The sequence below is a fragment of the Deinococcus arcticus genome, from assembly GCF_003028415.1.
Lineage (GTDB): Bacteria > Deinococcota > Deinococci > Deinococcales > Deinococcaceae > Deinococcus > Deinococcus arcticus.
The window spans coordinates 285,851-300,941 of record NZ_PYSV01000004.1; the positions used below are offsets into that span (position 1 = coordinate 285,851).

Sequence of the window (15,091 nt, forward strand, 5' to 3'; positions counted from 1 at the left end):
CCTCTCCCCTATCCTGAGCGCCATGAGTGCCCCAGACCTCCAGGCTGATCAGCGCATTCCCGTGGTGGTGGTGGGCGGCTTTCTGGGCGCCGGCAAGACCACGCTGGTCAACCACCTGATCCGCAGCCTGCCCCACCGCCTGGGCGTGATCGTGAACGAGTTCGGCGCGGCGGGCGTGGACGGCAGCCTGATTGAGCGGCTGCAGGACGACGTGACCGAACTGACGGCCGGCTGCCTGTGCTGCACCGGGCGCGACGACCTGCTGCGCGCCCTGGTGACCATCGCCATGCGCGAGCACAAGCCTGACGCCGTGGTGGTTGAACTCTCCGGCGTGGCCGACCCCACCCCGGTCCTGACCACACTGCTGGAACGCTCGGTGCGCGCGGCCTTTCGCGTGACCACGCTGGTGGCGGTGGTGGACGCCCGATTCGCCCTGCAGACCCTGCGCGAGCACCCCGAGGCCGCGCGCCAGCTGGCCTACGCGAACGTGGTGGTGCTGAACAAAACCGATCTGGCCGACCCCGGGCGGCTGGCCCACGCCGAGGGCGTCCTGCGCGGGGTCAACCCCCTGGCCGACATGAAAAAGGTGGAGCAGGGGCAGGTGGACGCCGCCGCCCTGATCGCCCGCGACGACTTCGATCCGCGCGTGCTGACCGGGGTGGATGAGAAGGCCGCGCACACCCCGGGCCTGAAGTCGTTCACCCTGCACGCGGAGCGGCCGCTGGACCCCTACGCGTGGCAGCGCTTCATGACGGACTTTCTGCTCTCGCGCCCCGCCGAGGTGCTGCGCGCCAAGGGCTTTCTGGACCTGCACGGCTACCCGCAGCGCATCCTGTTTCAGGCGGTGCGCGACCTGTTCACCGCCGATGCCTGGGCGGCCGGCGACGGCACGTCCGAACTGGTGGTTATTGGCCGGGGCCTGGACCGCGCCGAGTTTGAGGCCGGGTGGGCCGCGTGCATCACGCCAGAGCCCCGGGACCTCAGTCCAGACTGAGAGGGACGCCGACCCCACCGCTTCTGTCAGCGATTCCAGGCGAGCGGACTTGTCAAGCGGCGCAAGCAGGAGAGCAAGAGCAGCGCCCCTCCGGGCGTGCAGCCGGCAAATCAGCTCTGTTCCGCCGGGGCCCGGGGCCCGCCATGAATTCCCCTGAACCCGCCTCCCACATGCGGGGCCGCCCGCCCGTGCCACGGTAGGGCGCAGGAGGCCTCCCCATGCTCAAGCCCCACAGCCCGCCCGCCCACGCCGCCGAGGACCTGCTGAGCAACCACGGCGCCCTGGAAGTGACCGCCGAGCGCCTGCAAACCCTGCTGCGCCACGCCGAGGACCACCTGCCCCCCGCGCTGCTGGACGCGCTGCACGGCGAGGGGCTGGGCCATCCGCTGCACCCCATCCTGATTCACCTGCCGCTGGGCGGCTGGCTGATCGCGGCGGCGCTGGACCACCTGCCGGCCAGAACGCCCGGGGGCAACGAGGCCGCCGCCGACCTGGCGCTGGCGCTGGGCACCGCCGGCGCAGTGGGGGCGATTGCCACTGGTTGGGCCGACTGGTCGAACACCCGGGGCGAGGCCCGGCGCACCGGCTTGATCCACGGTCTGGTCAACGAGGTCGCCTTTACCCTGAACGTGGCGTCCCTGCTGGCGCGCCGCAAGGGCAAACGTGGGCTGGGCAAGGCGCTGTCAGGGGCCGGGCTGCTGCTGGCGGGTGCGGGCGGCTTTCTGGGCGGCGAGCTGGTCTACCGCCACGGCCTGGGCGTGGGCCGGACGATGGCCCACCGCCAGGGCTAGCATGCGGCCATGACGCTGCACCCCGACCTTCAGCTGCCCACCGCCCACGAACTCGACACCCTGAGCCCGGAGGACCTGGCCGGGCGCATGAACGCCCTGTCCGGCACCCTGGGCGCGCGGCTGGGCATCAAGTTCACGCAGGTGGGCCGCGAGCGGGTGGTGGCCCGCATGCCCGTAGAAGGCAACCGCCAGCCCGCCGGGCGCCTGCACGGCGGCGCGAACCTCGCCCTAGCCGAGGAACTGGCCAGCGTGGGCTCGTGGATGAACCTGGACCCCCAGCGGCAGGTGGCGGTGGGCGTGGACCTCAGCGGCACCCATGTGCGCGGCGTCACTGGCGGGTGGGTGACCGGTGAAGGCACCCTGGCCTACCGGGGCCGCACGGTGATGGTCTGGGCCATTGAGATCAGGGATGAGCGTGGCCGCGTGACCAGCATGGCCCGCTGCACCTGCAACGTGATTGCGGTGGGGGCGTAAGGGAAGCGGGACGCCGGGAGCTTCTCCCGCGTCCCGCGCACCGCTCCCCGCCTATTTACCCAGTGCCCAGCCAAAACTGTGCGCCGCGCGCAGGCGCATGTCCTCCACGGCGTTCCAGTCGGGCAATACCCGGCGCAGGGCCTGATCGGCCACCTTGTCGGCGTTCAGGGTCACAGGGTGACTGGCGGCCCCGGCATCCAGGCAGAAGCCCTGCACCTTGGGGTCGTAGGCAATGCCGGAAAAGGGGGTCTGGCTGGCTGCGGCCAGAATTACCGCGTGCAGGCGCACGCCGACCACGAAGCCGCTGCCGGCAATGGCGTCCAGGGCCACCTGGGGGTCACGGGTGCTCAGCACCTCGTCGGCACCCAGGCTGTGGGCGGCTTCGTCGTCGTGGTCAGGCATGAAGCTCAGGGCGGTCACATGGCGGCCCCCGGCCTTCAGGCGGGCCACCACCTCGCGCAGGCGCGCCGTGGCGTCGGTCACGTCGCCGCGTGGGGCCACCACCACCCGCATGGGATCGCGGGTCACGCCGGGGGTGGGTGAAAGCAGCAGCGCGGGGTCGCCGCCCAGCTGTGCCCGCACGCCCAGCGCCGCCAGGGTGTCCACACTGCCCCGGTCACGCACAATCACGGTCACGCCGCGCAGGGCTGCCGCCACCTGCCGCCCACCCCGGGGGCTCAGGGGGCCCACGCTCTGGTTAAACACCACCACACGCTTCCGCAGCAACGTGCCCAGGCGAATGATCGCCAGGTAGTAGGCCAGGGTGCGCCCGCTCGTCTTGTCCTGCAGCAGGCCGCCGCCGCCCGAGAGCAGGACCTGTGAGCCGCGCAGCGCCCGCAGCACCGCGCCGGGCTGCATGCGCGGCTCGCTTTCGCAGCCATAGAGTTCCGCCGTTTCCGCCGGGGTGTTCGAGAGCAGCAGGGGAGTGGCGCCGTACTTGCGCAGTTCGCGCGTGATCGCCAGGGCAATGGCCTCGTCGCCGGTGTTGCCGAAGCCGTAGTAGCCACTCACCGTGACCTTCACGCCTTCACCGCCCCGGGCTTCTGGCCCCAGGTCTGCCACAGCCGCAGCGCTGTTTTCACAGCCCAGATGCCAATCAGACCGGCAATCAGGCCCGCCGCCAGCCCCAGGAAGCAGCGCTGGGCGCTGATCAGCAGCGGCGTATGAAAGTGCGAAAAGGTGTTCAGGATGCTGGCCTGCCCCACCACGCCGCCCAGAATGAGCAGGGCGCTGAAATACCCCGGCAGCACGCCACTCAGGCCCACCAGGGCCAGCGGATGCCCGGCCAGTTCCTTGAAGCGCGGGCGCACGAGGCTGTCTTGCAGGTCCTGGCGCAGCTTGGCCTCGGTGTCGCTCACGCTGGCCCCGGTGGTGTTGCCCCGGCGCAGGAACACCAGCGCGAACACCGCCAGCCCCAGGCCCATCACCACCACGTCCCCCAGCTTGATCGGGGCGTGATAGATGTCGCGCGCCGTCTGGCGCAGGTCCTGGCGCGGCAGGAAGCTCAGGGCCACCAGCACCAGGGGCAGCAGCAGGGTCAGCCCCACGCCCCGGAACGGCTCCAGGCCCAGCACGCTGTCCTTGTTGGCCCCCAGCGCCGAGACGAACAGCACCCCGGCGAGGCTCAGACCCGTGGCCAGAAACCAGTCGGTCACGCGGTGGCGGCGCAGCACCAGCCCCAGCGCCGGAAAGGTCACGGCGGCAATCAGGGCGGTGGCCGCGAAGGGGTCTAACCTGTTCAGGGCGAACGCCAGCGCGGCGGTGCCCGCCGCCGCCAGCAGCCCCAGGCGGGGCAGCGGCAGGCTCAGGCCCAGCAGCAGCAGCGCGGCCAGGGGCCCCAGCAGGCTCAGGGTCCGCAGCAGCCCGTGTTCCTCGAAGGGCGCCACTCCGGGCTGCGTCACCCGCACGCCGGACGCCCGCAGCAGTTCGGACGTGCGGATCAGCAGGGCCTCGGTCTCGCCAATGGTGGGGTAGGGGCGCAGGTACAGCAGGCGCATGGAGCGCTCGCGCGCCGCGAGGTTGTATTTGCTGGCCAGGGTCAGGGGATCCAGGCGGTTTTGCCACGACGGGCTGATGCTGAAGGTGCGCGCCGCGCCGTGGGTGGCCACCAGGGTGTCCAGACCGCGCTGCGGGTTGCCTTCAATCAGGGCAGGAACGCGGCCTGTTAGGCGCTCACTGATCTTCGCCAGCAGTTCAGGGGTGCGCGCGCCAATCACCTCATCGCCGTTGAACAGAATGAAGGGCACGTCCGGCCAGTCGGCGCCGGGCTCGCGCAGAGCGTCGTCGGCGTAGGGGCGGTACACCACGGTCAGGCCCTTGGCCTGCAGGCGCGTCAGCAGCGCGCGGTTGGGCCCGGTGGGCAGGAAGGTGGGGTCGGTGGGCCACTCCACCCAGCGCTGGCCGGCGGCCTGCACGGTCCGGGTGGGAATGGTGTAGCGCGCGGGCAGGGCCTCGGCGGCGCCCGGCACCACCGAACGCAGGTAGACGTTCTGGGCTTTCACCGGCGCACCCGGCACGTCGGCCAGCAGGTCGGCGCCCGTTTTCAGAATCACCTCGCCGCGCTGCACGAGGTTGCCAATCACGTCTTCATACAGGCCCACGCCGTTCACGCCCAGCTGCTGGTAGCGCGCCAGCAGGGCCTCGGGCTCCAGGCCAAAGCGGCGGGCCTGCGCGGCCACTGCCGGGTAGTCCATCACCAGCGCGGCCGTTTTCTGCGACTGCTCGTAACTGACGCGCTGGGCTGCCAGCAGCACGGTGGGAATCAGGGACAGCAGCATGACGCCCAGCAGCGCCGGGGTCCAGGGATGCCGCGTGGCGGGCGGCAGCGCGGGGCCGGCCGGCGGCCGGGCGGCAGAAGGGGCAGGGGCGGGCTCAGTCACAGGCACATCCTAAGGGTCGGGTCCAGAGTCGGGCGGGGCGGCAGGCCATGATGCCCGCCCGGCGCTCCGGGGGGCGTCCATCCAAAGGCGGGGGCCGGGGGGAAAAGGGCACGCCCCCGGCCGCGCTCAGATCGTGGTGCGGATGCGGGCGGCCAGCATATCCAGCGCGGGCTCATTCATGCCGCCGTGGGGAATGATCACATCGGCGTAGCGCTTGGTAGGCTCCACGAAGCTCAGGTGCATGGGGCGCACGAACTCCAGATACTGCTCAATCACGCTCTGGGGCGTGCGGCCCCGCTCCTGGGTGTCACGCAGCAGGCGGCGGATAAAGCGCACGTCGGCGTCGGCGTCCACGAACACCTTCAGGTGCATCCGTTCGCGCAGTTCCTCGTCATACAGCGCGAAAAAGCCTTCCAGCACCACCACGGGCGCGGGCAGCACCGTGGTGGTGTGCGCCGAGCGGGTGTGCTGGGTGAAGTCGTATTCGGGCATGGCAATGGGCACGCCGCTCATCAGGGCGTCCACATGCTCGCGCAGCAGCGCCCAGTCGAAGGCGGCCGGGTGGTCGTAGTTCGTTTTCAGGCGCGCGTCAAAGGGAATGTCGTCCTGGTTGCGGTAGTAGTTGTCCTGGTTCAGCACGGCCACGCCCTGCTGGCCCACGGTTTCAATCACCCGGCGCGTCACGGTGGTCTTGCCGCTGCCCGAGCCCCCGGCCACGCCAATCATGAACGGCGTGCTCATGCCCGGCCCCCCAGGCTGCCGATCAGGTCAATGCGCCGCTCGGCCATGCGCCGGGCCACCACATGTGGGGCCTTGCCGTACTGCTCGGCGGCGTGGGTGATTCGCCCCACGGTCTGGTACACCCGTTCGGCAGCGTGGTTCATGTCCAGGCCCGTGGCCGCCGCAATCAGCCCGGCCGAGTTGATGGCAAAGTCCGGCATATACACGATGCCTGCTTCCTTCACGGCGGCCTCGCCCCGGCGGGTCATGGGGTGGTGCTCGCCGCCCGCGATCAGGCGGCACTGCAACCGGGGCACGTCTTCACTGCGGATGGAATGGCCGTACCCACACGGCGCCAGAATGTCGCAGGGGGTGTCCAGCAACTCGTTCCAGCCCACCACACTCACGCCGTCCAGGTCATCGGCCAGGGCCTCGGCGCGCTCAGGGCGGGCGTCGGCCACCGTCAGGCGGGCGCCCTCGCGGTGCAGGTGGGCGGCCAGGGTGCGCCCCACGGCCCCCACGCCCAGCACCGCCACCCGCACGCCGCGCATGCTTTCCGAACCCAGGGCGAAGCGGGCGGCCGCCTTCATGCCCCGGTATACGCCGTAGCCGGTCACTGAACTCGTGTCGGTGTTCATGCCCAGCGTGGACCCCGTCTCCTGCGCCACAAAGGCGATGTCGGCCGGGCTCACGCCAATGTCTTCGGTCAGCACCACGCGCGACTCCATGGGGCGCACCTGCCGCCCCAGCGCCCGGAACAGGGCCTCCCGGGCATGGGGATCGTCCATGCCGCACTCGGGAGTCAGCAGCACGCAGGCGCCGCCGCCGTAGTTCAGGCCCGCCAGCGCGGCTTTCAGGGTCAGGCTCTCGGACAGGGCCAGGGCGCCGCGCAGGGCAAAATCCTCATCCTGGTCGCGCAGGCGCACGCCCGCAATGGCCGGGCCCAGCACGGTGGAATGCACCGCCAGGGCCGCGCGAAGGCCGCTGGGGGCATGGTGAAGCAGCGTCAGGGCCTCGTGGCCGCGCGACCCCATCTCTTCAAGTATCTGCATAGTTCTCCTACCCGCGCCTGTCGCCTGCGGGGCAGGGGGCGCGCCAAACGTTCCGCAGGGTAGCACCCTGGCCAGAAGGGCAACAGGGACCGGTGGGGCAATCCGGGCATGAACGCCACATGAAAGAACGCTGTCAGAGCCGAGGCGGCACCCTAACAGACATGCTGAGGTTGGAAGCGCTGTCCTGGGCCCCATGTGGGCGCCCCAGGCGCGCCCCGCTGCCATGCCCGCGTCCCTTACAATGGGCCGCACAAAGGGGGAAATGAATGGAACGGATTGCGCCGCTTGCCAAGGTGCTGGCAGAAGCGAACGGGATTGACTGGCAGAAGATTCACGGCTCCGGTGCAGGCGGCCAGATCGTGGAACAGGACATCCTGAATTACCTGTCGCGCGTGATGTCCGGTGAGGAAGATCCGCCTGATACCCCGGTGGACCTGCCCCCGCCCGACTGGAACGGCGAGGAAGTGCCCAGCGCCGCGATGCTGAACCAGGCCGGCATGAACGCCGACATGCTCAGCCGCGCGGGCGTGGACACCGACCTGACCGCCTTCGTGGAGCAGACCCGCACGGGCTCCCCCGAGGTGCCGGCTACCCCGGCCCCCAGCAACCTGGACGAGGACACCGAGTTCGAGCTGGACGACGAGCCCGAAGTGACCCCCGCCGCCGCGGCCCCGGCCCCCATGCCCGAGCCCATCCCCGCGCCGGTGGCGCCCATGCCCGAACCCGTGATGCCGGTGGCGGCCGCGCCCATGCCCGAGCCTACCCCGGCCCCGGTCACGCCGCCCCCCGCGGCCCCGGCCGCCGCTGGTGGCCTGAGCAGCCTGCTCTCGCGCCTGTACCAGAAGCCCGCACAGCCCGAAGTGGCGCCGGTGGCTACCCCCGAACCCACGCCCGAGCCGGCCGCGCCCGCCCCGGTGGCCCCGGCCCCCGAACCCGCGGCGCCGGTTGTGGCCACCCCCATGCCCGAACCCGTGGCGGCCCAGGCCGAGCCCGCGTTTACGCCCGAGCCCGTGCAACCCGAGCCCATGCAGCCTGAGCCCGCGCAGCCAGTGCCGCAGCCTGAACCCACCCCGGCCCCGGTGGTGGAAACCCCCGGGCCCGTGTTCAGCACCCCCGCTGTGGCCCCGCCCGAGCCCACTGCGCCCACCCCCGCCGAGCCCGAGCCGGCCCCCATGCCCGAGCCCGTGGCGGCCCAGGCCCAGCCCGCGTTCACGCCCGAACCGGCAGCGACCCCTGTACCCATGCCTGCCGCCCCCAGCGGCACCCCGGCGGGCAGCGTGTGGTTCGGCGCCTACCTGCGCCGCAGCGCCGATGTGGCCGCCCTGCACGACCTGCGCGCTCAGGTCAGCCGCGCGCTGTCCAGCGACCTGCCGCTGGGCCTGCTGGTGGCCCGCGCCGCGCAGCGCCACGCCGACACCCTGGGCCTGAGCAGCGTGGCCCTGGACGGCCAGGGCCGCACCCACACGGTGGGCAGTGGCAGCCTGCGCGACGCCGTGGCTGCCCTGGACACCAACTTCGACGGCACGCCGGACCTGCTGGTGGTGGACGCCGCCGCCCTGGATCTGGACGACCTGCACTACCCCCAGACGGTGACCCTCAGCGTGGGCCGCAGCGAAGGCGGACGCGCCACCCTGAGCCTGAACGGCGACGTGGACACGGGCCGCGCCGCGCAGTTCCTGGCCCAGGTGGCTGGCACCCTGGAACAGCCCATCCTGCTGGTGCTGTAAAGGCCGAAAAAAAGTCGCCCCGTGATGGGGCGACTTTTTTTGGCGGAAGTGGAGGGTGGGGAAACAACCCCCCGACCCCTCCTCTTGCTTACGCTTCCGTGCCCAGGTGCTCTTTCGCCCAGGCATAGAATTCGGGCTGGTAGAACTCCAGGCGAATCTTCTTGTATTCCTTGGTGGAGTATAGGATGGCGTGATCCACGCCGGAGGCCACCTCCTGCTCAATGGCCTTGATCTTGCCAAACGCCTCTTCCTTGGAGCGGCCGTGCACCATGGTGAAGATCGTATAGGGCCATTCGGGGTAGGTGGGGCGCAGGTAGCAGTGCGAGACCGCCTTGAATTCGGCCATCTGGCGCCCCACTTCCGCCACCTCTTCCTGCGGCACGGCCCATACGCCCATGGCGTTAAAGGTAAAGCCAGCTTTCTGGTGCCGGAACACGGCCGAGACGCGCCGCAGGGCCCCGGCCGCCTTCATCTTCTCGGCGTGGGCGGCCACCTCGTCAATACTCAGGCCCAGGGCGGCGCAGGCGTCCGCGTAGGGCTCTTCGGTGATCGGCAGGTCCTTCTGGAACTCCACCACAAAGGCGCGGTCCAGCTCGGTCACCTGATAGCCGACGTTGCGCTGCTCGGCGGTGTACTGGGGCTTGGCCTTGGCGTTCCAGTCCTCCTTGCCGGTCATGTCGAACTCCACGCCAATCTTGAACAGGTGCAGGGTGGGCATCAGGCGGGTCAGGCGGGCGCCGCTCAGCTCGTGCAGTTTCTGCACATGCGCTTCCAGGTTGCTCTCGGGCGGCACGGCAATCGTGTACCACAGGTTGAAATCGTGGTTGCGCTTGTAGTTGTGGCTCACCCCGGGGTGGGTGTTCACCGCCTCGGCTCCGGCGTCCAGCCTGTCCTCATCGTACACGGCGGCCACCAGGCTGCTCTGGTAGCCCAGGGTGCGGGTATCGAAGATGGCGCTCACCTGCCGCAGCACGCCGCCCGCCTTCACCTCACGCAGGATGGAAAGCGCCTCGGCCTCGCTCAGGCCCACTTCCTCGGCCAGGCGGGCGTAGGGCCGCTGCACAATGGGGATGTCGCGCTGAATGCGGTTGAGCAGCTGTTCGCGCGCACTGATGTCCGGTGCACTGGCAGCCTGCGGGGTGGGGGCGGGGGCGGTCATGTCTGCACAATAGCGGCCTCCAGGGCGGCGAAACGTCCCCGAACGACCGGTCAGGCGGGTGCACACCCCCCCCGGCGGGGCGCACAATGACAGACATGGTCACAGCCATCGTGATGGTGCAGGCAGAGCGGCAGCGCATTCCCGAAACGGCCGAGGCCCTGGCCGGCGTGAGTGGGGTGCGCGAGGTGTACTCCGTGACCGGCGAGTGGGACATCGTGGCGATTCTGAAACTCTCGCGCTACGAGGATCTGGACGACGTGGTGACAGCCGGGCTGCGGCGCGTGGAAGGCATTACGCGCACCCAGACCATGCTGGCCTTCCGCACCTACAACGAGGCCCTGCTGGATCAGGGGTTCGGTGTGGGCCTGGACGAGGGGCAGCAGCAGCGCTGAGCGCCAGGGGCCCTGACAAGTCCTGCCGCTCCCCTTAACAAACCCTTCATCTGTTAGCCGTGGGAAGGCTTTGTGAGCTGACCCACGCGCGGCCTCCGGGCAGCACAGGTACGGTGGCCCCATGATCCCCACACCTCTGAAAGGCGCCGCCTTCGTCCTGGGCCTGGCGCTGCTGGGCACCGCCGCCGCCAAACCCATCGTGGTGGGCAGCAAGCTGGACCCCGAAGCGCAGATCCTGGGGCAGATGATCGTGCTGACCCTGAAAAACGCGGGGCTGGAGGTCACCGACCGCACCACCCTGGGCGACACCGGGGTCAACCGCAAGGCCATTCTGGCCGGCGAGATTGACGTGTACCCCGAATACACCGGCAACGCCGTGTATCTGTTTCCGCAGGCCAAGATCACGGCCAAACAGGCCGGCAACCCCGGTACGATCTACGGGCTGGCGCGGCAGCTGGACAGCCGGAACGGCATCACGTGGCTGCGGCCCGCCAACGTGAACAACACCTGGGTGATCGCCGTGCCGCAGGCCCTGGCCCAGCGCGCCAAGCTCAGCACGGTGGCGGATCTGGCGAAGTACCTGAACGGCGGGGGCGCCTTCAAGATTGCCGGCAGTCCCGAGTTCTTCAACCGCCCCGACACCATGCCCGCCTTTGAAGCGGCCTACGGCTTCAAGCTGCGCGCCGACCAGAAGCTGGTGCTGGCCGGGGCCACCCCGCCCCAGACCCAGCAGGCGGCGGCCAGCGGCACCAACGGCGTGAACGCCGCCATGGCCTACGGCACCGACGGAACCCTGAGCGCCCTGAAGCTGGTGGCCCTGAAAGACCCCAAGGGCGCGCAGGCCGTCTACCAGCCTGCACCCATCATCCGCACGGCCACACTGAAGGCCAATCCGCAGATTGAGGGCCTGCTGAACAAGACCTTCGCCGGGCTGACCCAGGCCACCCTGCAGGGCCTGAACGCCAAGGTGGCGCTGGAGGGCCGCACCGCGCAGGACGTGGCGCGCGAATACCTGCGGAGCCGGGGCCTGATCCGTTGACCGCTCTCCACCGGGGCGCGCCCCGGGACGTGAAGCTGGTGCTGTGGCTGGGCGCCCTGCCCATGCTGGTGGGCGCGTGGCTGCCCTGGGTGCTGCTGCGGCCCAATCGCCTGGCCCCCGGCGAAGCGCTGGGCCTGCCCCTGGGCTGGGCGCTGCTGGCCGCCGCCCTGGCCCTGCTGCCCGCGCTGTTCGGGCACGCGCGGCGCACCTGGGTGTGGGCCGGCGCGGCGTTGTCCCTGACGCTGGGGCTGTGGCTGCTGGGCCAGCAGACCCAGGGCGCCCTGGCCGGCCAGCCCCCGTTTGCCCGCGCCAGCGCCTCCAGCGGGGCGTGGCTGTACCTGCTGGGGGCCGGCATCGCCGCATTTGGGGCAGCCCAGGCGTGGCCGCAGCGGCGCGGGCTGGGCTGGGTGTGGCTGCTGCCCGCCGGGGGCCTGGCTGTGGCGGGCCACTTTGGGGCGTGGTCAGTGGTGGTGGAGGCCCAGAGTGAGGGGGCGCGCTGGGTCCAGGAACTGGGGCAGCACCTGCGCCTGGTAGGCACCGCCCTGGGGCTGGCCACCCTGCTGGGCACGCCGCTGGCGGTCTGGGGCGCGGGCCGCCCCCGGGTGGCGGCCGCCGCGCTGGGCCTGAGCAGCGGCCTGCAGACCCTGCCCAGCCTCGCCCTGCTGGGGCTGCTGATTGCCCCGCTCTCGGCGCTGGCAGACGCCGTGCCCGCCCTGCGCGCCGCTGGCCTGAGCGGCATAGGCGTGCCCCCGGCCCTCACAGCGCTGACCCTGTACGCCCTGCTGCCGGTGGTGCGGGGCGGCCTGCTGGGCTTGCAGGGGGTGCCCGCCGGGGTGCTGGACGCTGCGCGCGGCATGGGCATGACGCAGGTGCAGCGCCTGTGGCGCGTGCAGGCCCCACTGGCCCTGCCGCTGTGGCTGGGCGGGCTGCGGCAGGCCTCGGTGCTGCTGATTGGCGTGGCGGCGGTGGCGGCCCTCATCGGCGCCGGGGGCCTGGGCACCTACATCTTCAAGGGGCTGCAAAGCGCCGCCAGCGACCTGATTCTGCTGGGGGCTGTGCCGGCGGCGCTGCTGGCCATCGGAGTGGACGCGGGTCTGCGGCGCCTGGAAGGCTGGCTGGGCGCCCGGTTGGGGAGAGCCGGATGATCGAACTCCAGGACCTCGAAAAGACCTACGGCGGCGTGGCGGCCGTGCGCGCCCTGAACCTCACAGTGCCGGAGGGCGAACTGGTGGCGCTGCTGGGGCCCTCGGGCTGCGGCAAAACCACGACCCTGCGCATGATTAACCGCCTCCTGGAGCCCTCCGGGGGCCGGGTGCTGCTGGCCGGCCAGGATACCCGCCGCCTGAAACCAGAGGTGCTGCGCCGGGGCATGGGCTACGTGATTCAGCAGATTGGCCTGTTTCCACACCTGAACGTGGCGCAGAACGTGGCTACGGTGCCGGCGCTGCTGGGCCACGACCGCCGCGCCACCCAGACGCGGGTGGACGAACTGCTGGCGCTGGTGGGCCTGGACCCGGACACCTTCCGCCACAAGCGGCCAGGAGAACTCTCGGGCGGGCAGGCGCAGCGGGTGGGCGTGGCGCGCGCCCTGGCGGCCGATCCGCCGGTGCTGCTGATGGACGAGCCCTTTGGGGCCCTGGACCCCCTGGCCCGGGAACGGCTGCAGGGTGCTTTCCGCGAGATTCAGCGGCGCCTGCGCAAGACGGTGGTGATGGTCACGCACGACATTGACGAGGCGCTGCGCCTCGCGGACCGCGTGGCCCTGATGCGTGAGGGGACCCTGGTGCAGTACGGCCCGCCCGACGAGCTGATTCACCGCCCGGCCACCGACTTCGTGCGGCAGTTTCTGGGCGAGGACGCTGCGCTGCGCCAGCTGGCGGGGCAGCCCGTATCGGCCCTGATGCGCCGGGGACCGGCCGACCCGGGCCGCCCAGCCGTGGACGCTGCCCTGAACGCCCGCAGCGCCCTGAGTGTGATGGTGCGCGAGGGCCAGGATACCCTGACGGTCACCCAGGACGGCCAGCCGGTGGGCACCCTGCACTGGGCCGATCTGCACACCCGGGCGCCCCGGTGAGGGGGCACGGCAGGCCCTGGGGGGCGCTGCTGTGGCCCGCCCTGCTGGGCCTGTGTCTGTGGCCCGGCGCGCTGCCGGCCCTGGTCAATCCCCTGGGCCTGGGCGAGGTGGGCCCCCTGGACCCGCCGCTGTGGCGCCTCACCCTGACCCATCTGGGGCTGGTGGGGCTGGCCACACTGCTGGTGGCGGCCCTGGGCCTGCCGCTGGCGGTGGCCGTGACCCGCCCCGGCTGGGCGGCCCCCCGGCAGCTGGCCGAACTGCTGGTGGGCCTGGGACAGACGGTGCCCACCTTTGCCATTCTGGCGCTGGCGGTGCCGGCCCTGGGTTTTGGCTGGGCGCCCACCCTGCTGGGGCTGGTGCTGTACGGCCTGGGCCCGGTGGTGGGGCAGGCGATTCTGGGGTTGCAGGGCGTGCCCGCCGGAGTGCTGGACGCTGCGCGCGGCATGGGCATGTCCGGGGCGCAGCGGCTGTGGCAGGTGGAACTGCCCCTGGCCCGGCCGGTCCTGCTGGCAGGCCTGCGCACCAGCGTGGTCTACAACGTGGGCACAGCCACAGTGGGCGCAGCGCTGGGCGCTGGGGGGCTGGGCGATCCCATCATCGGGGGGCTGTCGCAGCAGAACACGGCGCTGGTGCTCGCGGGCGCGCTGCCGGCGGCGCTGCTGGCGCTCACGCTGGACGCGTGGTTGGCCCTGGCACAGCCACCCGCCTGAAGCCCAGCGCCGCCGCCGGGCCGGCGTGCCCTGACACCAACTGTAACGCAGGTGAAATTTCAGCCGACCTGCGGTACACTCGGGCGTATGCAGCGCCGCTGGTTTCCTGTCCTCTGGTCTGCACGCTTGCCGCTTCACCCCCTGGTTCTCCCCTGTCGCTAACGCGGTCCAGCTCTGTGGCTGGACCGCTTTTGTTGGCTGGTGAACCGGCGCCGCCCCACACCCCCGTGTGAGGTCTGAACCGCTCCCGCTGGCCCCCTCGTTCCTGGCCGCTAGAGGTGACACCTTGAAGCAGACTGCTTTTCAGCCCGGTGACCGCGTTGTTCTTCCTCCGTACGGCATTGGCGTGGTGCGCGGCACCTGCCTGCGGCCCGTGTCCGGCGAGGCCCACGCCTACTATCAGGTCGAGTTTCCCAACACCGCCAGTCAGGCGTTTGTGCCCGTGGCGGCGCCCGACACGGCCGGCATGCGCGCGGCCCTCACGGCGCGCGACATGCCCGCGCTGCTCTCTTCCCTCAAGACCAGCCGCCTGAACCTGCCCCGGCAGTGGGCCGCGCGCCACCGCCGGGTGACTGAAATTCTGGTCAGCGGTAATCCCTTTGAACTGGCCATCCTCACCTGCGAACTGCGGCGCTGGAACGTGGAGCGCGGCCTGCCTGACCTGGACCGGCAGGCGTTTCGCCGCGCCATCAAACTACTGGAGCAGGAGGTCAGCGGCCTGCACGACCCCGGCGCTCAGGACGTGCAGCTGCTGCTTTCTCACGCCTGGAACGAGAATCCCCAGCATCTGGGGTCATGAGGGCAGGGGCGCCACAACAGAAACCGGCCACCCCCTGCTAGGGGGTGGCCGGCTCTCTGTGCCCGGGCTGAAAACCAGCACCCAGGGTAAAAAGAGAAGCGCCCCCAGTTTCCTGGGGGCGCTGAAGATGCAGAGACAGAAGAAGAGGTACCGATAGAAAGGAGGTGATCCAACCGCACCTTCCGGTACAGTTACCTTGTTACGACTTCACCCCAGTCATGCGCCACAGCCTAGACGCCTGCCGTCAGGCTCCCGGCGGTTTCAGCTGCAACGTACTCCCA

The 15,091-nt window shown here is 70.8% G+C and carries 15 protein-coding genes and 1 rRNA gene; 10 read left to right on the top strand and 6 right to left on the bottom strand.

Annotated elements, in window-relative coordinates; all coding sequences use genetic code 11:
- Positions 1–22: 22 nt before the first annotated feature.
- The 3 genes from C8263_RS06475 (at position 23) to C8263_RS06485 (ending at position 2,259) form a co-directional block, all read left to right on the top strand.
- Entirely contained in the window at positions 23–994 is a 972-nt protein-coding gene (locus tag C8263_RS06475) for a CobW family GTP-binding protein (protein ID WP_107137278.1), read from the top strand.
- A 218-nt stretch (positions 995–1,212) separates the two neighbouring features.
- The gene (locus C8263_RS06480) at positions 1,213–1,785 is read left to right on the top strand and encodes a DUF2231 domain-containing protein (RefSeq protein WP_107137279.1); all 573 of its coding nucleotides are present in this window, start codon (positions 1,213–1,215) and stop codon (positions 1,783–1,785) included.
- Positions 1,786–1,794: 9 nt separating this feature from the next.
- A complete protein-coding gene (locus tag C8263_RS06485; RefSeq protein ID WP_107137280.1) occupies positions 1,795–2,259 on the top strand; it encodes a PaaI family thioesterase in 465 nt (154 codons plus the stop codon).
- A gap of 51 nt (positions 2,260–2,310) precedes the next feature.
- Here the strand turns inward: C8263_RS06485 and csaB are convergent, their stop codons facing one another.
- The 4 genes from csaB to C8263_RS06505 all read right to left on the bottom strand — a co-directional run bounded on the left by csaB (position 2,311) and on the right by C8263_RS06505 (position 6,910).
- Entirely contained in the window at positions 2,311–3,282 is a 972-nt protein-coding gene (gene csaB, locus C8263_RS06490; protein WP_107137329.1) for a polysaccharide pyruvyl transferase CsaB, read from the bottom strand.
- Positions 3,279–5,036: a DUF5693 family protein gene (locus C8263_RS06495; protein ID WP_233218682.1), complete on the bottom strand. Its 1,758-nt coding sequence runs from the start codon at positions 5,034–5,036 to the stop codon at positions 3,279–3,281. Before C8263_RS06495 ends, csaB begins: the two co-directional genes overlap by 4 nt.
- A gap of 228 nt (positions 5,037–5,264) precedes the next feature.
- Positions 5,265–5,879, bottom strand: a complete 615-nt coding sequence (udk, locus tag C8263_RS06500; RefSeq protein ID WP_107137281.1) for a uridine kinase — start codon at positions 5,877–5,879, stop codon at positions 5,265–5,267.
- Positions 5,876–6,910 (bottom strand): Glu/Leu/Phe/Val dehydrogenase family protein, encoded by a 1,035-nt coding sequence (locus tag C8263_RS06505; protein ID WP_107137282.1) that lies wholly within the window; start codon positions 6,908–6,910, stop codon positions 5,876–5,878. The genes udk and C8263_RS06505 overlap by 4 nt, the downstream gene beginning before the upstream one ends.
- A 266-nt stretch (positions 6,911–7,176) precedes the next feature.
- On the opposite strand from C8263_RS06505, the gene C8263_RS06510 reads away from it, so the two are divergent.
- Positions 7,177–8,637, top strand: a complete 1,461-nt coding sequence (locus tag C8263_RS06510) for an E3 binding domain-containing protein (protein ID WP_107137283.1) — start codon at positions 7,177–7,179, stop codon at positions 8,635–8,637.
- Positions 8,638–8,725: 88 nt separating this feature from the next.
- Here C8263_RS06510 and ahbA read toward each other — a convergent pair whose 3' ends face one another.
- The gene (gene ahbA, locus C8263_RS06515) at positions 8,726–9,796 is read right to left on the bottom strand and encodes a siroheme decarboxylase subunit alpha (RefSeq protein WP_107137284.1); all 1,071 of its coding nucleotides are present in this window, start codon (positions 9,794–9,796) and stop codon (positions 8,726–8,728) included.
- 95 nt (positions 9,797–9,891) lie between these two features.
- On the opposite strand from ahbA, the gene C8263_RS06520 reads away from it, so the two are divergent.
- The 6 genes from C8263_RS06520 to C8263_RS06545 all read left to right on the top strand — a co-directional run bounded on the left by C8263_RS06520 (position 9,892) and on the right by C8263_RS06545 (position 14,810).
- On the top strand, positions 9,892–10,188 hold the full coding sequence (locus tag C8263_RS06520; protein ID WP_199188330.1) for an Lrp/AsnC ligand binding domain-containing protein: 297 nt from the start codon (positions 9,892–9,894) through the stop codon (positions 10,186–10,188).
- Between the two features lie 121 nt (positions 10,189–10,309).
- Entirely contained in the window at positions 10,310–11,227 is a 918-nt protein-coding gene (locus tag C8263_RS06525) for an ABC transporter substrate-binding protein (RefSeq protein WP_107137286.1), read from the top strand.
- On the top strand, positions 11,224–12,372 hold the full coding sequence (locus tag C8263_RS06530) for an ABC transporter permease (protein ID WP_332888930.1): 1,149 nt from the start codon (positions 11,224–11,226) through the stop codon (positions 12,370–12,372). The genes C8263_RS06525 and C8263_RS06530 overlap by 4 nt, the downstream gene beginning before the upstream one ends.
- Positions 12,369–13,301 carry an ABC transporter ATP-binding protein gene (locus tag C8263_RS06535; RefSeq protein ID WP_107137287.1) on the top strand — a complete coding sequence of 311 codons (933 nt, stop codon included), beginning with the start codon at positions 12,369–12,371 and terminating at the stop codon, positions 13,299–13,301. Before C8263_RS06530 ends, C8263_RS06535 begins: the two co-directional genes overlap by 4 nt.
- Positions 13,298–14,011, top strand: a complete 714-nt coding sequence (locus C8263_RS06540) for an ABC transporter permease (protein ID WP_107137288.1) — start codon at positions 13,298–13,300, stop codon at positions 14,009–14,011. The genes C8263_RS06535 and C8263_RS06540 overlap by 4 nt, the downstream gene beginning before the upstream one ends.
- Positions 14,012–14,297: 286 nt before the next feature.
- Positions 14,298–14,810 carry a CarD family transcriptional regulator gene (locus C8263_RS06545; protein ID WP_107137289.1) on the top strand — a complete coding sequence of 171 codons (513 nt, stop codon included), beginning with the start codon at positions 14,298–14,300 and terminating at the stop codon, positions 14,808–14,810.
- 157 nt (positions 14,811–14,967) lie between these two features.
- On the opposite strand, the gene C8263_RS06550 is transcribed toward C8263_RS06545, so the two are convergent.
- Positions 14,968–15,091 (bottom strand): 16S ribosomal RNA (locus C8263_RS06550); the annotation flags it as partial.